A 23,891-nucleotide genomic window follows, 5' to 3' on the forward strand; every position below is an offset into this window, starting at 1 on the left:
CTCCCGGCGGCCGGGGGCGCGGCGCCGGGCCGGTCCGGGCCGCCGCCCGCCGGTACTGCTTCTTCGGTGAGGGCCTCCGGGGCCTCCGGGAACGATCCGCGGGGTCTACTTCTCCAGGGAGGGCGACGGCAGGGACTGCAGGGCGAGTGAGGGCTCGTCGACGATCCGGATGCCGCGCTCGTCCAGCGCCTTCTTCACCCGCCAGCGCAGCTCCCGCTCCGCCGCCAGGTTCTTCTCGGGCATGGTCTTGACCGAGACACGCACCACCATGGAGTCGAGCGTCACCTCGTCCAGGCCGAGCACCTGCACGGGCTCCCACAGGATCTCGTCCCAGGGGCGCTCCCTGCTCATCTCCTCGCCCACCGCGACGATCACGGCCCGGACCTCCTCCAAGTCCTCCTCGGCGCGTACCCGGACGTCCAGGGCCGCCATGGACCAGCCCTGGCTGAGGTTGCCGATGCGCTTGATCTCGCCGTTGCGGATGTACCAGATCTCGCCCGCGTCCCCGCGCAGCTGCGTCACCCGCAGTCCGATCTCCAGGACGACCCCGGACGCCTCTCCGGCGTCCACCCGGTCGCCGACCCCGTACTGGTCCTCCAGCAGCATGAACATCCCCGCCAGGACGTCCGTCACCAGGTTGCGGGCGCCGAAGCCCAGTGCTACGCCCGCCACGCCGGCGCTGGCCAGCAGCGGCGCGGGGTTGATGCCCAGCCCGGAGAGCACCGTCAGGGCCGCGGTGCCCATGATCACGAAGGAGGCGACGCTGCGCAGGATGGAGCCGATCGCCTGGGACCGCTGCTTGCGCCGCTCGCCGCTCACCAGCAGCCCGCGCAGCGCCTTGCCGCTGTCGCTGATCTCGGACCTGCGGTTCATCCGGGTTATCAGCTGGGTGATCGCGCGCCGGACCAGGTAGCGCAGCACCACTGCGACGACGCAGACGAACACGATGCGCACCCCGGAGGCGAGCCAGTCCGACCAGTGCTCCTGGACCCATCCGGCCGCCTCTCCCGCGCTGTCCTGGGCGTCCTCCAGGGACTTCGGCGGCTGGGGGCCGTCCGGCGGGGGCGATGCGCTGAGCAGCCAGTACACAGGTCGACCTTCCGTGCGTGTCACCTCGGCAAGGCACCCGTACGAATGCCGGCACCACACTAACGGCGCAGGGGCTTCACATCTGGTGCCACCGAGCAGTATGGGGCCAGGCGTTCGGGCGGGGAGGCCGTTCCGGCCGGGAGGCGGCCGGTGTGGTCCAAAACACGCACATCTCCTTTCCCGGTCGTGGTGGCGCAGTGACCAGGGCACGGGACACACTGAGGGGAGATCGTCCCGGCGCGAGCCACGCGCCGCCGACGTACAAGGAGGCACCGTGCCGCATGTCCTGGTCCTCAACGCGTCGTACGAGCCGCTCGGCGTCGTACCGCTCCGCCGCGCGCTCGTACTCGTCCTCAACGGAAAGGCGATCAGCCTCGAGGACTCCGGCGCCCTGATGCACAGCGCCACCCACGTCATACCCGCCCCCAGCGTCGTCCGTCTCAAGCGGTTCGTGAGGGTGCCCTTTCGCGGCAGTGTCCCCCTCACCCGCCGTGCGCTGTTCGCCAGGGACGGCGGCCGCTGCGCCTACTGCGGTGGCATCGCAACCAGCGTCGACCACGTCATCCCCCGCAGCAGGGGAGGGGCGCACGCCTGGGAGAACGTCGTGGCGGCCTGCCGCCGCTGCAACCATGTGAAAGCCGACCGCCAGGTCGCCGAGCTGGGCTGGCGGTTGCGTCACCAACCGGCCCCGCCCTCCGGCCTCGCCTGGCGCATCATCGGCACGGGGCACAGGGACCCACGGTGGCTCCCCTACCTCCAGCCGTACGGCGCGGATGACGATCTCGCCCGGATCGACGGCAGATCCACTGCCTGAGACCCGGGCTTTGTCGTGCCGCCCCCGCCCCGCGGGTGCGGCCTTCGTACGTCCCGGAGACGTCCCGGAGGGGGGTGCCGCCCCGCGGCGCCCCCTGGCTCCCGGGCGCTACCCGCCGCCCTTGTCGCCGTCTCGCCGTGCGTGCTTGGCCCGGCCCGAGGAGTCCACGGCGTAGACCTCCATCGACCACAGCGAGATCCCGAAGCGCGTCGCCCGCTTGTCGCCCACCACCCGGACGAAGCGGGTGTCCTTGGGCGAGTCCATCCGGACCGACTCCTTCCCGCCTTCGCCGTCCCGCACCGTGGCCGCGGTGCGCCAGTGCTTGCCGTCGGGGGAGACCTGGATCCGGTAGCGCGCCGCGTAGGCGTCCTGCCAGCGCAGGACGACCTGCCCCACGCGGGCGCGTTCGGCCAGTTCGACCTGCACCCACGCGCCGTCCTCGGCGGGGGAGGACCAGCGCGTGCCGCGCTTGCCGTCCGCGACCGCGGCGGCCGGGAAGTCCTTCGTCTCGTCCCCGGAGGAGGTCGCGCGGGCCTCGCGTGCGAGGTCCGGCCCGGAGGTGCGCGGGTAGGCCCGTACGGTGAGCGTGCGGCGCTCCCCGCCGAAGGAGACCGGGATGCGGTAACTGCCCGTACCGACCGAGCTGTCGGCGCTGATCCGCAGCGGCACATCCACCGTGCTGCCCCGCCGCACGGTGGTGCGCGACGGGGTGCGCACGGTGAAGCCCTTGGGGGCGTGCACGGTGACCTTGTCCCGCACGTCGGTGGGCCGGTTGCCGCTCAGCCGCGCCGTGACGCGGGTGGTGCCGCCGCCGATCGCGGCGTCCACCGTGGTGCGCGGCAGCGACAAGGAGGCTTCGGGGGTGTCGGCGTACCAGGGGGTGATCTCGTGGACGACGGGCGGTTTCGCGTCCTGGCTCCACACCAGCCGCACCGCGTCGGCCTTCGCGTCCTGCCCCCCGGTGGCCAGATGCGTCCAGCCGCTCTTGGAGAGCGCCCCCAGCCGCTGCCAGCCCTTGCCGGGCACATGTGCCTCGACTGTGCCCCGGGTGCCCGAGTCCGGGCCGGTCAGCACCGTGACGGCGCGCAGCGGGCGGGGCTCGGGCAGCCGCACCGTCAGCGCGTCCCGCGCCGGACGGCCGCCGCCCCCGCCGTTCCCGTCGCCGGCGGCTGGTTCGGCCGCGGCGGCCGGCGGGACGAGCATGGGCGGCTGCTCGGGTGTGAAGGTGGCGGTGGCCGGGGGCACCGCGGCGCGGTAGGACGTGCCCGGATCACCGTCGGCGGCGGCGGAGAGCGGGTGGTCGGGAGCGCCCTCCGGGCTGCCGCTCACCGTCGGCCGGGTACCACTGTCGTCGCCCTTGTCGGTCCGTCCGGAGCCGGACTTCCCCTTCGACCCGGGCCGGCCGCCGCTCCAGCTCTCGGACAGCTTCAGCGCCTTGTCCGTGAAGTCCGCGAGCACGCCCTTGCCGACCGTGACCTTGCTCCCGCGGCTCTCGGCGCGCAGCCGCCGTACCTCCAACTGCGCCTTCCAGGCCGCCGCTCCGTCGCCGCCGAGCTGTGCGACCAGCATGTCGACCGACCGCTCGCCCGCGGCGCCGAGCCGCGAGAGCTGGGTCAGCCACGGCTTCACCTCCCGGCCGAGCCCTTCGGGCACCTTCGAGGGGGCCGTGCGCATGGTCGTGAAGGCGTCGCGGAGCTCTTCGGCGGCCCGGTCCAGCCCGGAGCCCGGCCCGTTCCCGTACTCCCGCCAGAAGTTCTCCAGCAGCGGGCGCACATAGGCGGACTCGTCGCTGCCGAGCATCGAGGAGGCGTCGTTGCCCGCCAGCGCGTGCACGGCGGCGCGGGCGTCGGCGGAGCTGCCGCGGCCGCCCGCCAGTTCGTCCACCGCGGCTCGCCAGGACTCCTTGGGCCGGTAGCCGCGCGGGTTCCAGGCGTAGTCGGCGGCCGTGAACAGCGGGATGCGGGAGGCCCGCGGCTGCTTCATCGCGTTGGTCAGCAGCGCGGCGGAACCGGAGGCGACGGCGGGTTCGCGGCCCCGGTAGGGGCCCAGGAAGATCCGGTCCGAGGCGAAGTCGTTGACCGGGTAGTTGTCCATCGTCACCAGGCGGTGCCGTGGGAAGGCACTGCGAGCGCGGGCGAGTTCGGCGCCGCTGATGGTGCGCGGCACCACCCCCACCCCGCTCCAGCCGATCTCCACACGGTCGTCGAGCTTCTCGGCGAGCGCGGCCCGGTACTCGGTGCGGCCCTTCTGGTAGAACTCCGTCGGCACCACGGACAGCGGTGCGGCGTCCGGGTGGCGGGTGGCCAGATGGTCGGCCACGGCATTGGCCAGCTCGGCCTGGGCGCGGGCCGCGGCTGCGGGGCCGGAGCCGTAGGTGTCGGCGTCCTGGTCGCAGTGCCACTCGGTGTAGCTGACGTCCTCGAAGCGCAGTTGGAAGGCGTCCACACCCAGCGCGCGCATGGCGTCCAGTTTGCGCAGCAGCGCCTTGCGGTCCTCGGGGGAGGAGAAGCACAGTCCCTGGCCGGGTGAGACCGCCCAGCCGAGGGTGACGTGGTTGCGCCCGGCGCGGTCGGCCAGCTCACGGAAATCGGCGCGCTGCGCCGCCGGATACGGGTCGCGCCAGCGCGGCGCCTGGCGGAAGGGGTCGTCCCCCGGCGCGTACAGGTAGCGGTTCTGCTTGGTGCGGCCCATGAAGTCCAGTTGCGACAGCCGCTCCTGTTGGGTCCAGGGCTGGCCGTAGAAGCCTTCTGTCGTGCCGCGTACCGACGCGGTCGGCCAGTCGCGTACGGAGACGCCGGGGAAGCCGTGCTGTCCCTCATGTTCGGTGGCGAGCTGCCGGAGCGTCTGCGCGGCGTGGAAGAGGCCCGCGCCGTCCGTCCCCTCCAGCGCCACGGTGTCGTGCCCGTCGGCCCGGCCCGCGGCCAGCCGGTACCCGCCCGCGGGCAGGTCGCCGCGGGCGGGGGCGCGCAGGGCGCGCAGGGCGGCGCCGGCCGACTCGGTGCCCACCCGTACGACGAGGCCGCCGGAGGCGGCGGAGCGGTCGCTGCCGCCCGCCTGCCGCTCGTGCAGCGTGCGCACTCCGGCCGCGCGCAGCGTCGCGCGGACGGTGCGCAGGGCGTGCGGGTCCGCGTCCTCGTCCGCGATCAGCGTGGCCGCTGTGGAGACGGGGACGAATCCGCCCTGGGCGTGCATCTTCTGCGGACGCGGCCAGACCGGGGGCAGGCCGTCCCGGGTGCTCTCGTCGTCCCGGCTCCCGGCGGAAGGGCCGTCCGGTGCGGCCGGGGCGGCCGCCTGTGCGGCGGGTGCACCGGTGAGCAGGCCGGAGACGACCGCCGCGGCGAGCGCGGCGGCGCTCATCCTGGCCCTGCCGCCCGGTGCCTGGCGCGGGACGGTGCCCGTGCCGGGCCCGGAGACCCTCGGGCCGCCCTGGCCGCGCGCTGTCCCCACCGCTTCCTCCCGATGTCCGACCGGAACCCCTCCGCCGAGCGGGCACGGGCCCGGCGCACGCGCGCCTGCCGTCCGTACCGCTGCAGCCTCCGCCAGCACCATAGAGGTGAGCGCCGCGCCGCGCTCACCTCGGGAGGCCACAGATGTGCCACAAACCGGGTGCCAGCGGATTCTACGGTCCGCCGACCGCCCCGGCACCGGCCGCGTGCCCGGTCACCGCACCGGGCCAGGCCGGGCACCGCATCCGCGGCCGGGCCGCAAATCCTCGCCGGGGTGCCCGTTTTGTCCGCTGGATCTCCTTCCCCGGCGGATTGCTGTCGCTGATTCGCCGCGGGAACGCGCGTGAGCTGGGACACGTTTCTTCTTCGGACACGTCTGCGCGCCCGTCTACTGGGTAGGGCGAGTCCTGACCATCCATTCGTCAACGAACGGAGGCCCCCGGTGGCCGCGTCCGCTGAACTCCTGATCTCCGCCCTGACTCCGCTTCCCCAACAGCGCGCACTCTCCAAACGAGGGCACGAGCCGGTAGACCTGTCCGGTGTGTCCGACCCCGACTCCGGACTCGACGGCTCGTGCATCTGCGGCTGCGCGGACGCTCCACTCACCAGTGAGCCCCCGCTCGCCGACGTCGCCCCGCTGACCAGCGAGCCCCCGCTCGCGGAGGCGCCGCTGACCAGTGAACCCGCCGGGGTCGGATTCGGCACGGAGCCCGCAGAGATCTGATCGCGTGGCCCGCCGCGGCGCACGGAGCCGCGCTCTCCTGCCGGAGCGCACCGGACCGCGGGGTCCGGGTGCCCGGGAGGCGGCCCCTCCGTGCTCGCGGCTCTGGGCGTCGCCGCCCGCTGCCGCTCCGCCGCGCACCGGCCGTCCCGGGCCGGAGTGCCGGGCGTCGGCCCGTCGCCGATGTCACCCCCTGTCGCCGTGTCGCGCCCCTTGTCGCCGCGTCGCGCTCCGGCGTGCGCCCGGAGTCGTCCGCTCCTCAACGGAATGCCCGCGCCGCCTCATCGCACCCTCCGCGCCCCCGCACCCCGGCCCCGGGCAGGGTGGCTGCCCGCAGGAGCACCCCGGCGCGCGACCCGTTCACCCGTCCGATATCTTGGCTGTGTGAGCGACAAGGTCAAGAAGAACGCACTGCGCGCAGGCACGGTCACCGTCGGCGCGGCACTGGTGCCGCTGCTGTCGTCCCCCGCCTTCGCGCTCACCCGCGACGACGGCGACCAGCCGGGCTCCGGCCTGAGCGTCCTCGACACCCTGGGGCTGTACGTCGCCGCGCCCCTCGTGCTCTTCCTGGTCATCGCCGGTCTGGTGACGCTGAGCGACAAGCGCGGGAAGAAGAGCTGACTCCGTAGGGTCCCGGTCCGGCGCGCCGCGCCCCGCCCTATCGGCAGTCGAACTGCCGTGCTTTAGTGCGAGGTTGTCCGGGTTCGGTGACAGCTCTGTCACACACGTTGGCACTCCGTCGGCTGTGGGGAATTGCCCACACCATGACGCACGATGTACCACTCCCGCCCCGTACCGGACTGCCCACCAGTGAAGAGCGGCTGCGGGCCGCGCTCCGGTACGCACAGGGCGGCACCGAGCCGTTCGGTCCGCCCGGCCGCGCGATGATCACCGGTCTGGCCGCGCTCGCGCTGCACTGCTTCGCCGCCGCACCCTCCCTGCTGGATCTCGACCGGATCGACGTGCTGGTCCCGGAGCTGGGCGAGCCTCTCGGACCGGGCACCAGGGTGCCGCTCCCCGCGGGCTGCGCCTACACCTCGGCGCATCTGGTGCGGACCCGGATCGTGCCCGAACCGGAGGAGATCACCGGGCTGCCCGTGGCCCCCGTGCCGCGGGCGCTGGCCGACGCGGTGGCCCAGCTGGCCGACGCCGACGAGGTGCGCGGCCTGCTGACCGAGGCGGTGCGCGGCGGGCACTGCGAGCCGCAGCCGGTGGTGCGCGAACTCACCAGGGCCCGGCTGCTCGGCCTGCCGCACGTCGCCGACGCCGTGGAGAGCCTGCTGGCCGAGGGACGGGCACTGACCGAGGGCCTGCTGTACGGAATGGTCTTCGGCCAGGGGCTGCCCGACCCCTGCTGGAACGTCGAACTGCGGGTGCCCGGCGGTCCGCACCTCGGTGCCGTCGACGCCTACTGGCCGGACCAGGCCGTCGCTGTGGAGATCGATGCACGTTCCCCCCGGGCCGGTGCGGAGGCGGCCTGGGACGCGTGCACCCACAAGCGGGAATCCCTGGAGCAGTTCGGGGTCACCGTCGTCCACGTCACCCCGGAGAAGCTGCGCGAGACCCCCGCCCAGCAGGCTGCCGTGGTCCGGACGGCGCTGATGGCCGCCGCGGAGCAGCCGCCCGCCGAGTACGTGGCGGTCCTGCCGCGCTGAGCCGCCGGGGTCAGTCGCAGTACTCGGCCTCGACCAGGTCGCGGGCGCCGTCCGACCAGTCGCCGTTGAGGTTGACGGCGATCGTGTGGGTGCCGTCCGGCGTGGTGTAGGCCGCCGTGCTGGAGCCGTGGATGGTGCCGTCGTGGCCCCAGACCGTGACCCCGCAGGAGAGGGTGCGCTCGGTCAGTCCCAGCCCGTAGCGGTCGGTCGCGTCCGCTCTGCGGGTCGTCCGCATCCGGGCCGCCTCCTGCGGCGGCAGCAGCCGGCCGGTGGCCAGGGCGCGGACGAAGCGCACCAGGTCGCCGGTCGAGGAGATCATCTCGCCGGACGCCCCGGCCAGCGAGGGGTTGAGCGCGGTGACGTCCCGGACCGGCGGGTCGGCGCCCGGCGCGAACAGCGTGGAGTACTCCTTGCCGTGCTGCCCCGGGATGCGCGTCGAGGTGCCGGGCAGCGAGGTGTCGCGCAGCTTCAGGGGACGCAGCACCCGGCGTTCGATCTCCGTCGCATAGGAGTGCCCGGTGGCGCGCTCGATGACCATCCCGGCCAGCAGGTAGTTGGTGTTGGAGTAGCTCCAGCCGGTGCCGGGGCGGAACAGCGGCGGCCGGGACAGGGCGCGCCGCACCAGTTCCCCGGCGCTGTGCGTGCGCATTCGCACCTCCGGGAAGCGCGGACTGAAGTAGGCCGAGCGCAGGGACGGATCCTCGGTGTAGTCGGGGATGCCGCTGGTGTGGGCGAGGAGTTGACGCACGGTGACGGCGCGCTCCGGTCCGCCCACCGCCGCGCCGTACCGGCCCAGCCGCACGTCCGGCAGCCAGCGGCCGACCGGATCGTCGAGCCCGAGCGTGCCCTCCGCCTCCAGTTGCAGCAGTACCGTCGCCACGAACGGCTTGGTCAGGCTGCCGATCCGGAACCGGTCGCCGGCCCGCCGCGGGCGGCCGGTGGCGTAGTCGGCGGTGCCGGCGCCGCCGTTCCACACCCCGGCCCCGTCCGCCACCTGCGCCAGCACTCCCGGAGCGTCGCCCCGCGCCACCAGCTCCTCCATCGCCGCGCGGGTGCGGGTGTGCCCCAGATCGGCCGCGGTGGAGGAGCTGACCATCAGTCCGAAGGCGGTCACGGTGGAGATCAGCCCGCTCAGGAGGCGCCGCGGCAGGTGCATGGACGGCGACTCTAGTGAGCCGGGCGACTGGTGTGCCAGACGGCGAGGACGACCAGGACGCACCCGGCGAACTGGGTCGCGGTGGGTCGTTCACCGAGGAAGACGACACCGAGGACGAGCGCCAGCACCGGTTGCAACAGCAGCAGCGCGGCGCTGGTCACCGGCGCCAGCCGGGCCAGCGCGGGCCCCATCAGCACGAGCGCCAGCACCTGCCCGAACAGCGACATCACCGTCAGCCAGCCCAGCGGGCCCCAGCCGGGCGCCGGGTCGATCCCCGTCCACAGCGCTCCCAGCACCCCGGAGGTGACGCCGGCGGCCAGCGTGGAGACGCACACCGGGTGGAGGGTGTGCGCCCCGCCGCCGCCCAGCCGGGTCAGGAACAGGTATCCGGCGAACGCCACTCCGGCGCCCGCCCCGTAGAGCACCCCGGAGACCGGGCTGCTGCCGGGCTCGGGATGCCCGATGGCGCCGCTGGCCAGCGCGACGCCGAGCAGCAGCACGGGCAGGGTGCGCCAGTAGCGTGCGCCGGGCCGGGTGCGGGTGACGGCCAGGGCCAGCAGCGGGAAGACCGCGATCTGGATGTTGAGCAGTACGGTCGCGATGGAGGAGCCCACGTCGTGGATGCTCTGCGCCCAGAAGACGAAGTCGACGCCCAGCAGTGCGCCCGCCACCAGGTCGAACCGCTGGGCGCGGACCGGTCGGGGGCCCAGCCGCCGCCGTTCCAGCAGGGCGAGAGGCACCAGTGCGACCAGGGCCAGCCCGCAGCGCAGGAAGGCAGCGGTGCCGGCGTTGACCCCGGACAGCTTCACGAACATCGCGGAGGCGGAGATGCACGCCGACGCCGCCACCGCCAGCGGCACCGGTGCGGCGTCGGCCAGTCGGCCGCGCGGTGCGGCCTGCTGCGTCCTCTCTTCGGTGCCGGTCATGGCCGTCACTCTGCCTGCCGCGACTGCCAAGGAAAAGCGACGATTCGTTGGCAGTATCGGTGAGCGTTGCTGATGAATCCCCTCCGCACGGGTGCGCGTCCAAGGCCCGACCGCCCGACCGCCCGACCGCCCGACCGCCCGACCGCCCGACCGCCCGACCGCCCGACCGCCCCATCGATGAGGTTCCCCGCATGTTCAGCTCCGACCGGCTCCGCGCTCTCGACGCCGTCGCCGTGCACGGCTCGCTGGTGCGCGCCGCGGCCGCCCTGCACCTCACCCCCTCCGGCGTCTCCCAGCAACTGGCCAAGCTGGAGCGCGAGGCGGGCCACACCCTGCTGGAGCCGCAGGGCCGCGGCGTCCGCCTCACCCACGCGGGCCGGGTGCTGGCCGACCACGCGGCCCGCGTCGTCGCGCAGCTCTCCGCCGCCGAGAGGGATCTGGCCGACCTCGGGGACGAGATCATCGGACCCCTGCGGCTCGGCGGCGTCGGCAGTTGTCTGCGCGCCCTGCTGCCGGACGTGCTGGCCGCGCTCACCGAGGCGCACCCCCGGTTGCGGCCCACCGTGGTGGACGGCGAGGCCGTCGACATGGTGCCGCTGCTGCTCGCCGGTGAACTGGACCTGCTGCTGATCGAGAGCTGGCACAGCCGCCCCATGCCGCTGCCCGAGGGCGTGCGGGTCAAGCCGCTCGCCGTGGAGGAGGTACAGGTGGCGCTCCCGGCCCGGCATCCGCTGGCGGGCCGGGAGACGGTGGACCTGGCCGAGCTGGACGGTGTCGACTGGTCGAGCTGCCCGGTCGGCACCGAGCCCTACGAGGCGCTGGTCCAGGCGCTGCGGGCGCGCGGCGTCGAACCCCGGGTGCGCTACGCGGTCGGCGAGTACGCCACCCAGCTCGCCTTCGTGGCCCGCGGACTGACCGCGGCGCTGGTACCCGGCATGGGGCGGTGGCCCTGCCCGCCCGGGGTGCGCTTCGTGCCGGTCGAACCGGCGCTCCACCGCGAGGTGCGGGCGGCCTGGCGTGCCGGCGGCGACAGCCCCTCGGTCCGCGCCTGCCTGGCGGCACTCACCGCCGAGGAGTGGGACGGGGAGCCGGCCGGGGCTGCCGCGGACTGAGCCGCACGGTGCGGCTCAGTCCGCGGTCGGCGCGGTGCCCGGCGGGCACGGCTCGCCCCGCGGGTCACGGCTTGCGGAGCAGCAGTTCGGTGTTGCGGTCCTCCTCGTCCCCCTCCAGCCCCCTGCGGGTTCCGGGAGCGTTGAAGGCGAGCTCCCGGTAGAGGGAGGCCAGCCCGGTCTGCGACAGGTCGGTGAAGTCCGTACGGTGCGGCGCGGCGGATTCGATGAGGGTGGTGAACAGGGAGAGGGTGCCGTCCTTGTTGTCCACCAGCTCCAGGGTGCGCGCCAGTTGCGGGAAGTCGATGTGCGAGGCCGTGCTGACCTCCCAGAACGTGTCGTGCGGGGTGATCCTGTTGCGGTGGCTGTGCCCGTTGACCCAGGCCACCACGTGCGGGGTGTCGCGCAGCAGGGCCAGCAGTTCCGTGCCGCCCTCCGGCGTGGTGGTGCTGGTGTGGTGGCTGAAGACGAGCGCGTACATGTCGCGGTGCGCCGCCAGTTGCCGCCGCAGCCAGCTCAGCTGCGCCGCGCCTACCCGGCCCGTGTAGTGCCCGTCCCGGCGGGTGGTGTCCAGGCTGTAGCCCATCACGTCCGGGGCTATCCGGAAGGCGTAGTACAGGGTGCCCTCCTCCGCGTTCTCCTCCGTGTACCCGTGCCCGGCCGGTCCGCGACCCAGGGCCTGCGGCCGGGCGAGGGTGCGGACGTACTCCCGCGGGGTGACCGGGGCTCGCATGGGGTCCGGGGTGACCTTGCGCATGCGGCGCCGTTCGGCGCGCAGCATCTCCGTGAACAGCCGGCCCCCGGGGTCGTGGCCGCGCTCCATGGCACGCCACAGCCGGGCGCCCTGCTCCTCGGGCAGCCGCATCAGCTTCCGGTCGCCGGTGGCGAAGTCCGCGAAGAAGCCGCGCGCGTCGGCGGTGGCGAAGCAGCCGCCCGGCAGCGCGTCGTGGTTGCCGACCGTGGCGTACCAGGGCAGCGTCAGGCCGGGGCTGGCCACCTGCCGCCCGGCGGACCGCAGGAAGCCCCGCAACCGGGGGAAGCCGACGGCCTTGTCGCGGTCGCGCAGGTCCGAGTCCGGCTGCCAGAAGTCCGGCAGCCCGCAGTCCTGCACCCCCTCGTGGATCCGCGGGTCGCCGGTGTCGGGGGTGATCCGGCCGCCGCTCAGCACGGCGGTGAACCACTCCAACTCGGCACGCGAGTTGTTGTCGGTGTTGTCGCCCGTGGTCACCACGCAGGAGAGGGAGGCGCCGGTGGCCGGGCCGCCGGCCAGTGAGTTGACCCGCTCGACGAGCGAGACGGCACCGGCCACCGACAGGGATTCCTGCGGCCGCCAGGCGCTCGCGGTCTGCGCGCGCAGGTACTCGTAGCGCAGCGGATGCTGTACATCCACCAGATGCAGATCGGTGAACTGGACGAAGGACGCGAGCGGTACGGCCCGGGCGGCGCGCCGCGCACCGGCCCGCGCCAGTTCGGTGCGCACCACCCGGGCCCAGCCGGGCCCCGTCACCAGGCGCCGGAACGGGCCGTCCCCGGAGGGCACCGCGACCCCCGTGAGGGTGGTGCCGGTGTGCGGCGTGTCCACTGCGGCCCGGCCGCCGGGGACCCGGCGGTGCGCGCGGGTGCCGGAGGCGGGCGCGGCCGCGGGCGACGAGCCGGTCGCGGGGCCCAGCGCGGCGGCGGCCCCCGCCGAACCGGCGAGCACCAGCACCCGGCGCCTGCCGGGGCCGCGGGAGGGCGGTCGGCGGCGGGGCCCGCGGCCGGGGTGTGCGCCGTCAGGGCCGTCCGGGCCGGGCTCGGCGGCGCGGTCCCCGGGCGGGACGGTGGGCGAGGCGGCGGGGGAGTCGGGCGGGGCGGTGGGTGCGGAGCGGCTGCGAGGGGACATGCGGTCTCCCGGTGCGGAGGTTCGGCAGGGGCGGGGAGCCCCTCCTCCGGTGCATTGGCAGCCCGGATGACCCCCGTTTGAACAGCGTGGGAACGCCCGCCGCCGGGTGTCGCAACCGCGTGCAAGTATGGCTCCAGCACGACTGCGACGAGATCCGCGAGAGTGGGGAGACCAAACAAGTGCCTGGCACGAATCTGACGCGCGAGGAGGCCCAGGAGCGGGCCCGGCTGCTCACCGTGGACTCGTACGAGATCGACCTGGATCTGAGCGGTGCGCAGGAGGGCGGCACCTTCCGGTCGGTGACGACGGTCCGCTTCGAGACGGCCGCGGCGGGCGACACCTTCGCCGATCTGATCGCGCCCAGCGTGCACGAGGTCACCCTCAACGGCGAGGCCCTCGACCCGGCTGCCGTCTTCGCCGACTCGCGCATCGCCCTGCGCGGGCTGTCCCAGGGGCCGCAGGAGCTCCGGGTCGTCGCCGACTGCGCCTACACCAACACCGGCGAGGGCCTGCACCGCTTCGTGGACCCGGTCGACGGCCAGGCCTACCTCTACACCCAGTTCGAGGTGCCGGACGCGCGCCGAGTCTTCGCCACCTTCGAGCAGCCGGACCTGAAGGCCACCTTCCAGTTCACCGTCCGCGCCCCCGAGGGCTGGACGGTGATCTCCAATTCGCCCACCCCCGAGCCCCGGGACAACATCTGGAGCTTCGCACCCACCCCGCGGATCTCCACCTACATCACGGCGCTGATCACCGGTCCGTACCACTCGGTGCACAGCAGCTGGGAGGGGAAGGGAGCGGACGGCCGCAGCGTGCCGCTGGGCATCTACTGCCGCCCCTCGCTGGCCGAGTACCTGGACGCCGACGCGATCTTCGAGGTCACCCGGCAGGGCTTCGACTGGTTCCAGGAGAAGTTCGACTACCCGTACCCGTTCGAGAAGTACGACCAGCTCTTCGTGCCCGAGTTCAACGCGGGCGCCATGGAGAACGCGGGCGCCGTCACCATCCGGGACCAGTACGTCTTCCGCTCCAAGGTCACCGACGCCGCCTACGAGGGCCGCGCCGAGACCATCCTGCACGAACTGGCCCACATGTGGTTCGGCGACCTGGTCACCATGGAGTGGTGGAACGACCTGTGGCTGAACGAGTCGTTCGCCACCTACACCTCCATCGCCTGCCAGGCGCACGCTCCCGGCAGCCGCTGGCCGGACGCCTGGACGAGCTTCGCCAACCAGATGAAGACCTGGGCCTACCGCCAGGACCAGCTCCCCTCCACCCACCCGATCATGGCCCCGATCCGGGACCTGGACGACGTCCTGGTCAACTTCGACGGCATCACCTACGCCAAGGGCGCCTCCGTCCTCAAGCAGCTCGTCGCCTATGTCGGGATGGAGGAGTTCTTCCGCGGCGTCCGGGCCTACTTCCAGCGCCACCAGTGGGGCAACACCCGGCTGAGCGACCTCCTCGGCGCCCTGGAGGAGACCTCCGGGCGGGATCTGAAGACCTGGTCCCGGGCCTGGCTGGAGACCGCGGGCATCAACGTGCTGCGCCCCGAGCCGACCTGCGCACCGGACGGCACCCTCACGGCGCTGGCCATCCGCCAGGAGGCCCCCGCGCTGCCCGCCGGCGCCGAGGGCGAGCCGACCCTGCGCCCGCACCGTCTGGGCGTCGGCTTCTACGACCTGCTGGACGGCAAGCTGGTCCGCACCGACAGCGTCGAACTCGACGTCGACGGTGAGCTGACCCAGGTGCCGCTGCCCCGCAGCCGCAAGCGCCCCGATGTGCTGCTGCTCAACGACGGCGACCACACCTACGCCAAGGTCCGGCTGGACGAGGAGTCGCTGGCCAACGTCACCCGGCAGCTGGGCGACTTCTCCGATCCGCTGCCGCGCGCCCTGTGCTGGGCCTCCGCCTGGGACATGGCCCGCGACGCCGAGCTGTCCGCGAGCGCCTTCCTCGAGCTGGTGCTCTCCGGTATCGGCAAGGAGTCCGACATCGGCCTCGTGCAGTCCCTGCAGCGCCAGGTCAAGCTCGCCCTTGACCTGTACGCGGCGCCCGAGCACCGGGAGGCGGGGCTCACCCGCTGGGCCGAGGCGACCGACGAGCAGCTTCGCGCTGCCGCGCCGGGCAGCGACCACCAGTTGGCCTGGGCGCGTGCGTTCGCCGCCGCGGCCCGCACCGACGCGCAGCTCGACCTGCTGGCCGGGCTGCTGGACGGCAGCCGCACGGTCGAGGGCCTGGTCGTCGACACGGAGCTGCGCTGGGCGGTCCTGGAGCGGCTGGCTGCCACCGGCCGGGCCGACGAGGCCGAGATCGCCGCCGAGCTGGCGCGCGACGCCACTTCGGCGGGGGAGCGGCACGCCGCCGCCGCGCGCGCGGCGCGTCCCACCCCGGAGGCCAAGGCGGAGGCGTGGCGAGCCGTCGTGGAGGGCGACGAGCTGCCCAACGCGGTTCAGGAGGCCGTCATCTCCGGCTTCGTCCAGACCGACCAGCGCACCCTGCTGGAGCCCTGGACCGAGCGCTACTTCGCCGCCGTCAAGGATGTGTGGGAGCAGCGCAGCCACGAGATGGCCCAGCAGGTCGCTGTCGGTCTCTACCCCGTGCTGCAGGTCTCCCAGGAAACCCTGGACACCACCGACGCCTGGCTCGCCTCGGCGGAGCCGAGCGCGGCGCTGCGCCGCCTGGTGACCGAGTCCCGGTCCGGGGTCGAGCGGGCGCTGCGTGCCCAGGCCGCGGACCGGGCGGCGGGTGCCGCGGGCTGACGGCCCGGCGGCGCTGCCGCCGCACGCGCATCGGCCCCCGGTGGTGACCGGGGGCCGACGTGCGGGGGGTGGATCAGTTGCGGGTGCGGCTTACTTGAAGCCGACGTTCTCGAACGCGACGGACGCCACGCCGTTCGCCCACAGTTGCTCGACCTGCGCGCGCTCGGAGGCGTCGGGCTGGTCGTTGGTGCAGGACGTGCCGGGGCCGCCGCCCGACATCAGCTCGCTGCACGGCCCGGAGTAGTGGTCCGGCAGGCCGAGCACGTGACCGGTCTCGTGCGCGACGACGCGGTCGGAGTCGTACTGCTGGTTCTGGGCGTAGTCCAGGAAGATGTAGCCGCTGCCGTGGCCGTCGGTGTAGGCGTAGCTGCCGCGCGAGTCGTTGCCCTCGCGGTAGTCGAAGCTGGCGCCGCCGCCCTCGGCCAGCTTCACGTTCGAGACGGCCGAGTTCCACACCGCCGTGCTGTTGGCGATCTCGCTCCGGAACGAGGGCGCGCCGCTGGTGCTGTAGTTGATGGTGACCTGCTGGATGCCCGGCTTCTCGGCCTGCTTCTTGAAGGCTTCCTTGACGATGAACTTGAAGAACTTCTCGTTGCGCTGCTGGTTCTCGCCGGTGAAGCCCTGAGTGGTTGCGGAGGCTGCCGTCGAGGACGCCGCGGGACGGGAGGCGGCTGCGTCGTCCGCCGCGGAGGCGGGCACGGCGCCGAGGCCGAGTGCGACGGTCACGCCCAGGCCGAGCGCCGCCGAAAGAGCCGATCTGCGGTATTCCATGGGGGGTCTCTCCTTGGTTTCGGAGAAACCGGCGCCGCTCTGGGATGTTGGCGTGGGGGGCGCCGCCGGTCCCTCCGGACGGATTGCTGCTCCGGGAGAGTCTGTTCGAACGGACGGCGTTCCGGAATGATGCCAACTCCCGATAGGACCGGTGAATCCCCCCGCGCCGCACGGACGTTCGCGCACCGTTCACCGGTCCGGCGCTCTCTGGTGGGACCCGCGACCCGCCGATATGCTCCGCGGTGTGGAGCTCGAAGTGAGGCATCTTCGTGCAGTGTGTGCGATCGCCGACACCGGCAGCGTGCACAAGGCGGCCCGCCAGCTCGGTATGACGCAGCCTTCGCTGACGACCCAGCTCAGGCGCATCGAACAGGCCGTGGGCGGCCCGCTCTTCAACCGGGAGCGGACCGGCAGCAGGCCCACGCCGCTGGGCCGCACCGTCCTCACCCGCGCCCGGCCGATCGTCGCGCAGATGACGGAGCTGATCCGGGAGGCCAAGGACGCCGCCGGGCTCGGCCACGCGGATCCCGGGGCGCGGCTGCGGCTCGGCAGTACCGGCAGCAGGGCGGTCCCCGGCTGGCTGCGCCGCCTGCACCGCCGGCTGCCGGACACCGACATCACCTTCCAGACCGATGTCTCGGCGAACACGCTGTTGCAGATGGTCGCGGACAACCAGCTCGACGCCGCCTTCGTGCACGAGGTCGAGGGAGCCCCGCTGCGGGTCCCCGACGGCATCCGGCTGCGGGTCCTGGTGCGGCGCGAGCCCCAGTTCGTCGCCGTGCCCGCCACCCATCCGGCGGCGCGGACCGGGCGGGCCGTGGCCGTCGCGGAGCTCGCCGGGGAGAAGTGGATGGTCGACCCGTCGGTCGACGGCGACTGGGACGGGCTGCGCAGGGTGTTCGCGGCAGCGCGGATCGATCCGCGGGTGGTGTACGGCGACTATCTGTCCGCGGGCGATCTGGTAGCCGCGGGAGAGGTCGTCACCCCGTGCCAGCCCACCTCGCAGCCGCGGCCGGGCATGTCCATCGTCCCCCTGGCGGGGGATCCGCTCGGGGTGCGGCTGGTGGTGGCGCTGCGGGCCGGACGGCGCGCGGGCATCGAGGGGGACGGGGTCGTCGAGGATCTGCGCGCCTCCTACGAGGAGGTGGCGTTGGGCAGCCCCGCCTACGCGCGCTGGCTGGCCACCCGGCGCGACCCCGGGCTCCCCGTCGTGGCCTGAGACGTCCCGCCGGGCCGGTCCCGCCGCGGGCCGGTGCCGGGACCGGCCCGCGGAGCGGGGCTAGTACTGCAACCGCATGTGAAGCACCGACGAAAGGCGCCTCGTCCCTGTGACGGAAGTCGCTGGTGGCGGGGCACCTTTCGTGGTTCGTCCGGACCTCCTGCCGGGGTCGCTGCTCGATCGCGGGAAGCGAGCGTCTTGCCCCCCCCTTGATCACGCCGGTGTGCCTAGGTGCATGATGTGCCTGGGCATAGGGGGGACGCATGACGCAGACCACGCCGCCGAAACGGGGGCTGACACCGCCGGGGGCTCCGGGGAATCCGGGTGTGCCGCCGCAGGGGTTCACGCCCGTGCGGCCTCCGGACGGCGGGAACGCCGCGGTGTTCACCGTCGGGGCTGCGGCAATCGGGGCTGAGACCGTGATCGCCGCGCTGGTCGCCGTCCTGTACAGCTTGCAGTCCGAGTCCCACGGAGGCGAAGGCGGCCTGGGATGGCTGTTCGGCACCGTATTCGCGCTCGTGCTGCTGGCAGTCCTTTCGATGATCGCAGGGCTGGCCGGTTCGGCGATGACGGTGCTCCCCCTGGTCCTCCTCGGGCGTGCGGTGGCCCGCCGTACGGGGCGGCGCGACAGCTGGCGGCTCACCCTGGCCACCGTGGCGGTCGTTGCCGTCGCCCTGGCGCTGCTCATCGGCTCCTGCGTGCTCCTGGCCGGCTTCGGCGGCCCCGGCGACCTGCTCGTCTATCCCGTCCTTGCCCTCAGCCTCATCGTCGGGCTGGCACCCGCGACCCTGTGCGCCCGGGCGGCGGGGAACCCCGGAAAGCCCGGGGCCCGGTGGCGGGTGCTCGGGGGCGTGGCGCTGGGCGGTCTGGGGCTGCTCGCGGTGACGCTTGCGGTCGGGGCCGCGGCGTACAGCTCGGGGATCCTCAAGATCTACGAACCGCCCCGGCTCACTGAGGCCGACATGGTCGGCACCTGGACGGACGGCGACGGCGGAAGCCTCCGCTTCGAGGCGGACGGCAGGGTGACGGCGAAGGGCGTCAACGAGTACGAGGCCACGGGTGAGCAGTCCGGTACCTCCGACTGCACCGGGACATGGCAGCTGACCGCGAACGACGGCGTCGGTCGGCCGTTCGAGCTCAGCATCGCGGACTGCGAGAGCCTGTCCTCCGGCTGGGACATCGGCGGTACGGAGGAACACCCGACGGTCTTCACCTGGATCGGCGAGCCGGATTCGGGTGAGCGGTACATCCTTACGCGACAGCGGTGAGCCATCCGGTGCTGAGGTATCGGGCCTGGCCGGGTGGAGGTGTGCGGTCATGCCGCCCTCGATCCGTAGCCTCCACCGCCACACGGGTCCCAGCCGACTGCCCCGAAGCTACGGCGTAAGCACCACGCAGTACGCCAGGAACGTGGGAATCGATCTCCACCAACGTGGGACGGCCCGCTGCGGCAGTTCCCTCACCGCTCGTCAGCGACTTCCGTCGGTGCCCCCATGTGTGGGTCGTGGCCTCGGCGTGGGTAATGGCAGCGTCGGGCCCGGGCCTGACCGCGGCGCCGGAAGTGTGACCCAGACGGTGCTCGTTGCTGTGGCAGCGGGGCGTGACGACGACGTGCCCGATCATCCGGCGGATCTCGGGGACGCTGAGGGGTATGAGGTCCCGCTCGTCATTTCCGCTGCCCCTTTTGCGGCTTCTTGCGCGCGGATGGCCGTGAGGTGGGCGAGGACGGCCATGGCCAGGGTGATGTGCCGGTACCAGGCCCGGTAGAGCCGCACCTGGTAGTGGTCGAGCCCGCACTCGCCTTTCGCGGTCTGGAAGCACTCTTCCACCGCCCACCTCGCCCCGGCGGTCCTGACCAGGTCTTTCAACCGGGAAGTGACCGGCCCGTAGCAGACGTAGTAGGCGAGGTCAGCAGGATCGGCCAGGCTGCGGCGGGCAGGCACCCAGTGTCCGTACCCGTCCTCCCAGCACGGCCGGACGGCGACGCGGGCCCAGTGGTAGATCCGCTGGCCATGGGCTCCGGCCGGGATCCGCTTCCACGCCTGCTTCGGCAAGGCCGCGATCAGAGCGTCGACGCGGGCGTCCTGGCCGTCGGCGGTGATCACGGTGTCGTTGACCTTGGTGGCCGGCACATACGCGGCCCGCCGCTCTTCGAGCCAGGCGCGGAAGTGCTTGACCTGCGCGTACGCCTCGTCCGCGGTCACCCAGGCGAAGGGAACACAGGCATCGATGGCGCGTTGCAGCATCCACTTGAGATGCTCGATCTTCGTGGCGAACGGCACCGTGTCGTCGATCCCGGCCTTCCGGCAGCGGTCGCGGTCATCCGTCCAGGACTTCGGGACGTAGAGTTCCCGGTTGACCAGCACCCGCCCCTTGCCGGATGCGTAGGCGAGGAACGTGCCGATCCGGCAGTTCTCGGTGCGGCCGGCGGTGCCGGAATACTGCCGCTGGACCCCTGCTGACGCCCTTCTTCAGGAATCCGGTGTCGTCCCCGATGAGCACGCCGTCCTTGGCGCCGATGGTCTCCACGACGAAATCCCGGACATCGTCCCGGACCGCGTTCTCGTCCCACTCGGAGTGGTTGAGCAGGCGTTGCACACCGTCCGGGCGGAGCTGGCCGACCTGCTCGGCCAGCGTCCAACCGTTCTTCTTCCCCAACGGCGCAAGCAGGCCCGTCATGTAGTCCAGAGCCCGATCGCGTGGCTCCGACCTGCCAAAACGACGCCCGAAGCGGGCATGCAACCCCGCTGTGCCATCGGACCACGACTCGATCTGCTCAACCGTCAACGACTCATCACACAGTCCGACCAGCGAGCAACCCCGCCAACCGTCACGCCACATGCGGTTGCAGTACTAGGCGACGGCGTCGGCGCGCTGGGCGCGCAGCGCCCGGGCCAGATCGTCCCGGGCCTCGACGACCAGCCGCCGCAGCGCGGGTGCGGCATCCGGATGCCCGGTCAGCCACGCGTCCGCGGCGTCGAGGGTGGCCTGGTCGCCCTGCCCGGCGGGGAACAGGCCCCGCACGACGGCCATGCCGATCTCGATCGAGCGAGTGGCCCAGACCGTCTCCAGCATCTCGAAGTAGCGCGCGGTGTACGGCGCGGTCAGCTCGGCCTGGCCGGGCTGCGCGAAGCCGGAGATCGTCGCTTCGACCAGGGAGTTGGACAGCGCGTCGGACTCCACGACCGAGGCCCACGCCTGCGCCTTGACCGCGGCCGAGGGGCGGGCGGCCAGACAGCGGACCTGGTGCCGCTTGCCGGAGGCGGTGTCGTCCCGCGCCAGTTCGGCGTCGACTGCCTCCTCGTCGGCCAGGCCGGCGGCGGTCAGGGCGCCCAGGATGGTCCAGCGCAGCTCCTGGTCCACCGCCAGCCCGTCGATCCGGGCGGTGCCGGCCAGCAGCCCCTGCAACAGCCGCAGCTCCTCCTCGCGGGAGGCGACGGCGGTGAGGAATCGAGCCCAGGCCAACTGGTGTCCGCTGCCCGGCTCGGCCTGCCGCAGCCGGGTGACCGCGCACTCCGAGAGCAGCCGCCCGGCCTCGGGACGCCATTCGGGGGCCGTGTAGTGCTCCAGGGCCAGCTTCGCCTGGCCGTGCAGCATCTGCAGCACACCGATCTCGGTCTCCTGCCCGGCGAACCGCAACACGAGGTCGAGGAAGTCCCGGGCCGGCATCAGCCCGTCCCGGGTCAGGTTCCACACGGCGGACCAGCACAGCGCGCGGGCCAGCGAGTGCCCGGCGCCGGAGGGGCCGGGGGCGGGGTCGGTGAGTTCGCCGAGGTGCTCGCGCAGGGTCGCCAGGGACGCCTCGTCGAAGCGGATCTTGCAGTAGGTCAGGTCGTCGTCGTTGACCAGCACCAGATCCGGCCGCTGGGCACCGGCCAGTTCGGCGACCGGGGTGCGCGGGCCCGCGACGTCGACCTCGGCGCGCGCGTACCGCTCCAGGACGCCCCGCGCCGGGTCGCGCCGGTAGAGGCCCACCGCGACGCGGTGCGGGCGCAGCACGGGGTGCTCGGCGGAGGCGGCCTCCTGGAGCACGGCGAGTTCGGTGACCCGGCCGGCCGCGTCGTAGGTGAACTGCGGCGTGAGGGTGTTGACCCCGGCGGTCTGCAGCCACGCCTCGGACCACTCGGCCATGTCCCGGCCGGAGGTCTCCTCCAGCACGGACAGCAGGTCCGCCAGCCGGGTGTTGCCCCACTGGTGGCGCTTGAAGTAGCGCCGGGCGCCTTCCAGGAAGGCGTCCTTGCCGACGTAGGCGACGAGCTGTTTGAGGACGGAGGCGCCCTTGGCGTAGGTGATGCCGTCGAAGTTGAGCTTGGCGTCCTCCAGGTCCCGGATGTCGGCGGTGACCGGGTGGGTGGAGGGGAGCTGGTCGGCGCGGTAGGCCCAGGACTTGCGGCGGTTGGCGAAGGTGATCCAGCCGTCCCGGAAGCGGGTGGACTCCACCAGCGCGAAGGCGCCCATGAAGTCCGCGAAGGACTCCTTGAGCCACAGGTCGTCCCACCACTCCATGGTGACCAGGTCGCCGAACCACATGTGCGCCATCTCGTGCAGGATGACGTTGGCGCGGCCCTCGTAGGAGGCCTCGGTGACCCTGCCGCGGAAGACGAACTCCTCGCGGAAGGTCACGCAGCCCGGGTTCTCCATGGCGCCGATGTTGTACTCCGGCACGAACGCCTGGTCGTACTTGCCGAACGGGTACGGGTAGTCGAAGTGGTCGTGGAAGAAGTCCAGGCCCTGCTTGGTGACGGTGAAGATGTCCTGCGGGTCGAAGTAGCGTGCCAGCCCCTTGCGGCACAGGGCACCCAGCGGGATCTCCAGCTCGCTGCCGTCCTCGAGGGTGCGCCGGTAGGTGTCGGCGACGTAGTGGTAGGGGCCCGCGACGACGGCGGTGATGTACGTCGAGATGGACTCGGTGCGGGCGAACCGCCACAGGGCCGCGGCCCCGTCGTCCACCGGGCGCGGCTCGCCCTCCTGGGCGCCGTTGCTGAGCACCGTCCAGCCGGCGGGTGCGGTGACGGTGAAGTCGAAGGGCGCCTTGAGGTCGGGCTGCTCGAAGGTGGCGAAGACGCGGCGCGCGTCGGCCGGCTCGTACTGGGTGTAGAGGTATACCTGCCCGTCCTCGGGGTCGAGGAAGTGGTGCAGTCCCTCGCCGGTGCGGCTGTAGGCGCACTGCGCGTCGATCGTCACCTCGTTCGCGGCGCGCAGCCCGGACAGCGTCACGCGGGCACCGTCGAAGACCTCCTCGGCCCGGAGCGTCTCGCCGTTCAGGGTGACCGAATGGACGTGCGGGGCCACCAGGTCCACGAAGGTGGTGGCGCCCTCCTCGGCGCAGGCGAACCGGATGGTGGTGGTCGAGCGGAAGGTGCGGGGCCCGCTGGCGGGCGGCGGCTCGATGGCGGAGCGCAGGTCCAGCGCCACGTCGTACCCGCTCACGGTCAGCAGCGCCGCGCGCTCCCGGGCCTCCGTGCGGGTCAGGTTCTCTCCGGGCACGCCGCGCTTCCTCTCCGATCGGTCACGGTCCCGCCGCGTGGCACGGACCGCATGGTCGACAGCCTGTTCAGGATCGCATGCGGCGCCGGGCGGGCACACCCGGGAATGCCGTCGCCCGCCCGGTGCGTTGTCCGCGTTCGAGATCACCGTCACACCGCGGCCGCGGCCGCGGTGCAGCAGACCTTCGTCGCCGAGGAGAGGCCCATGCCCGAGAAGACGCCCGCCGATTTCTGGTTCGATCCGCTGTGCCCCTGGGCGTGGATGACCTCCCGCTGGATGCTGGAGGTCGAGAAGCTGCGGCCGATCGAGGTCCGCTGGCACGTGATGAGCCTTGCGGTGCTCAACGAGAAGCGGCTGGAGGAGCTGCCGGAGAACTACCGGGAGCTGATGGCCCGCGCCTGGGGTCCGGTGCGGGTGTGCGTGGCCGCCGAGCAGGAGCATGGCTCCGCGGTGCTGGGCCCGCTGTACACCGCGCTGGGCAACCGCGCCCACCCGGGCGGCCGGGAGCTGGACCGGGAGGTGATCCTGGAGGCGCTCGCCGAGGCGGGGCTGCCCGCCTCGCTGGCCGACGCCGCCGACTCGGACGCCTACGACGCGGCGCTGCGCGCCTCGCACGAGGAGGGCATCGGGCTGGTGGGCCAGGAGGTCGGCACCCCGGTCATCGCCGTGCCGGGTGCGGACGGCGGGCGGATCGCCTTCTTCGGCCCGGTGGTCACCCCGGCGCCCAAGGGCGAGGCCGCGGCCCGGCTGTGGGACGGCACGCTGATGGTGGCCTCGACGCCCGGCTTCTTCGAGATCAAGCGCACCCGCGACGTGGGCCCGCTCTTCGACTGACGGGCCCGCCCGGTGCGCGG

At 73.1% G+C, this 23,891-nt stretch carries 16 protein-coding genes and 1 pseudogene; 9 read left to right on the forward strand and 8 right to left on the reverse strand.

Going from position 1 to position 23,891, the window contains the following annotated elements; all coding sequences use genetic code 11:
• Positions 1 to 105 precede the first annotated feature (105 nt).
• A complete protein-coding gene (locus ACFYNS_RS24435) occupies positions 106 to 1,089 on the reverse strand; it encodes a mechanosensitive ion channel family protein (protein WP_360303087.1) in 984 nt (327 codons plus the stop codon).
• A 274-nt stretch (positions 1,090 to 1,363) separates the two neighbouring features.
• Here ACFYNS_RS24435 and ACFYNS_RS24440 point away from each other — a divergent pair, with 274 nt between their 5' ends.
• Positions 1,364 to 1,903, forward strand: coding sequence for an HNH endonuclease (locus tag ACFYNS_RS24440; protein WP_019358101.1), 540 nt, complete (start codon positions 1,364 to 1,366; stop codon positions 1,901 to 1,903).
• A 108-nt stretch (positions 1,904 to 2,011) separates the two neighbouring features.
• Here ACFYNS_RS24440 and ACFYNS_RS24445 read toward each other — a convergent pair whose 3' ends face one another.
• Positions 2,012 to 5,260: a beta-N-acetylglucosaminidase domain-containing protein gene (locus ACFYNS_RS24445; RefSeq protein ID WP_388605116.1), complete on the reverse strand. Its 3,249-nt coding sequence runs from the start codon at positions 5,258 to 5,260 to the stop codon at positions 2,012 to 2,014.
• Between the two features lie 531 nt (positions 5,261 to 5,791).
• Between ACFYNS_RS24445 and ACFYNS_RS24450 the strand changes: the two genes are divergently transcribed.
• From ACFYNS_RS24450 to ACFYNS_RS24460, 3 genes are all read left to right on the forward strand, one after another.
• Positions 5,792 to 6,073 carry a hypothetical protein gene (locus ACFYNS_RS24450; RefSeq protein ID WP_075001366.1) on the forward strand — a complete coding sequence of 94 codons (282 nt, stop codon included), beginning with the start codon at positions 5,792 to 5,794 and terminating at the stop codon, positions 6,071 to 6,073.
• Between the two features lie 381 nt (positions 6,074 to 6,454).
• Complete coding sequence (locus ACFYNS_RS24455) at positions 6,455 to 6,691, forward strand: hypothetical protein (RefSeq protein WP_360302678.1); 237 nt, start codon at positions 6,455 to 6,457, stop codon at positions 6,689 to 6,691.
• 143 nt (positions 6,692 to 6,834) lie between these two features.
• Entirely contained in the window at positions 6,835 to 7,725 is an 891-nt protein-coding gene (locus tag ACFYNS_RS24460; protein ID WP_360302675.1) for a hypothetical protein, read from the forward strand.
• 10 nt (positions 7,726 to 7,735) lie between these two features.
• Here the strand turns inward: ACFYNS_RS24460 and ACFYNS_RS24465 are convergent, their stop codons facing one another.
• Both ACFYNS_RS24465 and ACFYNS_RS24470 read right to left on the reverse strand, forming a co-directional pair.
• Positions 7,736 to 8,881: a serine hydrolase domain-containing protein gene (locus ACFYNS_RS24465; protein ID WP_360302672.1), complete on the reverse strand. Its 1,146-nt coding sequence runs from the start codon at positions 8,879 to 8,881 to the stop codon at positions 7,736 to 7,738.
• A gap of 11 nt (positions 8,882 to 8,892) precedes the next feature.
• A complete protein-coding gene (locus ACFYNS_RS24470) occupies positions 8,893 to 9,807 on the reverse strand; it encodes a DMT family transporter (RefSeq protein WP_388605081.1) in 915 nt (304 codons plus the stop codon).
• A 191-nt stretch (positions 9,808 to 9,998) separates the two neighbouring features.
• On the opposite strand from ACFYNS_RS24470, the gene ACFYNS_RS24475 reads away from it, so the two are divergent.
• Complete coding sequence (locus ACFYNS_RS24475) at positions 9,999 to 10,919, forward strand: LysR family transcriptional regulator (RefSeq protein WP_360302666.1); 921 nt, start codon at positions 9,999 to 10,001, stop codon at positions 10,917 to 10,919.
• 64 nt (positions 10,920 to 10,983) lie between these two features.
• Here ACFYNS_RS24475 and ACFYNS_RS24480 read toward each other — a convergent pair whose 3' ends face one another.
• Entirely contained in the window at positions 10,984 to 12,798 is a 1,815-nt protein-coding gene (locus ACFYNS_RS24480; protein WP_388605083.1) for a TIGR03767 family metallophosphoesterase, read from the reverse strand.
• 179 nt (positions 12,799 to 12,977) lie between these two features.
• Here ACFYNS_RS24480 and pepN (ACFYNS_RS24485) point away from each other — a divergent pair, with 179 nt between their 5' ends.
• The gene (pepN, locus tag ACFYNS_RS24485) at positions 12,978 to 15,560 is read left to right on the forward strand and encodes an aminopeptidase N (RefSeq protein ID WP_388605085.1); all 2,583 of its coding nucleotides are present in this window, start codon (positions 12,978 to 12,980) and stop codon (positions 15,558 to 15,560) included.
• Positions 15,561 to 15,650: 90 nt separating this feature from the next.
• On the opposite strand, the gene snpA is transcribed toward pepN (ACFYNS_RS24485), so the two are convergent.
• Entirely contained in the window at positions 15,651 to 16,331 is a 681-nt protein-coding gene (snpA, locus tag ACFYNS_RS24490; RefSeq protein WP_366769872.1) for a snapalysin, read from the reverse strand.
• A gap of 232 nt (positions 16,332 to 16,563) precedes the next feature.
• Here snpA and ACFYNS_RS24495 point away from each other — a divergent pair, with 232 nt between their 5' ends.
• Positions 16,564 to 17,550: a LysR family transcriptional regulator gene (locus ACFYNS_RS24495; RefSeq protein WP_360299680.1), complete on the forward strand. Its 987-nt coding sequence runs from the start codon at positions 16,564 to 16,566 to the stop codon at positions 17,548 to 17,550.
• A 263-nt stretch (positions 17,551 to 17,813) separates the two neighbouring features.
• Entirely contained in the window at positions 17,814 to 18,818 is a 1,005-nt protein-coding gene (locus ACFYNS_RS24500; protein ID WP_388605087.1) for a hypothetical protein, read from the forward strand.
• Between the two features lie 351 nt (positions 18,819 to 19,169).
• On the opposite strand, the pseudogene ACFYNS_RS24505 reads toward ACFYNS_RS24500, so the two are convergent.
• Positions 19,170 to 20,391 (reverse strand): annotated as a pseudogene (locus tag ACFYNS_RS24505) (IS701 family transposase).
• Between the two features lie 12 nt (positions 20,392 to 20,403).
• Positions 20,404 to 23,037 (reverse strand): aminopeptidase N, encoded by a 2,634-nt coding sequence (gene pepN / locus ACFYNS_RS24510; RefSeq protein ID WP_388605089.1) that lies wholly within the window; start codon positions 23,035 to 23,037, stop codon positions 20,404 to 20,406.
• Between the two features lie 204 nt (positions 23,038 to 23,241).
• On the opposite strand from pepN (ACFYNS_RS24510), the gene ACFYNS_RS24515 reads away from it, so the two are divergent.
• Positions 23,242 to 23,871: a DsbA family protein gene (locus ACFYNS_RS24515; RefSeq protein WP_366769876.1), complete on the forward strand. Its 630-nt coding sequence runs from the start codon at positions 23,242 to 23,244 to the stop codon at positions 23,869 to 23,871.
• Positions 23,872 to 23,891 lie beyond the last annotated feature (20 nt).

Source organism: Streptomyces sp. NPDC006925, from assembly GCF_042869575.1.
GTDB lineage: Bacteria > Actinomycetota > Actinomycetes > Streptomycetales > Streptomycetaceae > Streptomyces.

Bases quoted from the DNA above. Each gene is read 5' to 3' on its own strand.
- ACFYNS_RS24445 (WP_388605116.1), bottom strand. From the start codon at position 5,260: ATGAGCGCCGCCGCGCTCGCCGCGGCGGTCGTCTCCGGCCTGCTCACC.
- ACFYNS_RS24495 (WP_360299680.1), top strand. From the start codon at position 16,564: ATGCTCCGCGGTGTGGAGCTCGAAGTGAGGCATCTTCGTGCAGTGTGT.
- ACFYNS_RS24460 (WP_360302675.1), top strand. From the start codon at position 6,835: ATGACGCACGATGTACCACTCCCGCCCCGTACCGGACTGCCCACCAGT.
- snpA (WP_366769872.1), bottom strand. From the start codon at position 16,331: ATGGAATACCGCAGATCGGCTCTTTCGGCGGCGCTCGGCCTGGGCGTG.
- ACFYNS_RS24515 (WP_366769876.1), top strand. From the start codon at position 23,242: ATGCCCGAGAAGACGCCCGCCGATTTCTGGTTCGATCCGCTGTGCCCC.
- ACFYNS_RS24480 (WP_388605083.1), bottom strand. From the start codon at position 12,798: ATGTCCCCTCGCAGCCGCTCCGCACCCACCGCCCCGCCCGACTCCCCC.
- ACFYNS_RS24500 (WP_388605087.1), top strand. From the start codon at position 17,814: ATGACGCAGACCACGCCGCCGAAACGGGGGCTGACACCGCCGGGGGCT.
- ACFYNS_RS24465 (WP_360302672.1), bottom strand. From the start codon at position 8,881: ATGCACCTGCCGCGGCGCCTCCTGAGCGGGCTGATCTCCACCGTGACC.
- ACFYNS_RS24475 (WP_360302666.1), top strand. From the start codon at position 9,999: ATGTTCAGCTCCGACCGGCTCCGCGCTCTCGACGCCGTCGCCGTGCAC.
- ACFYNS_RS24470 (WP_388605081.1), bottom strand. From the start codon at position 9,807: ATGACCGGCACCGAAGAGAGGACGCAGCAGGCCGCACCGCGCGGCCGA.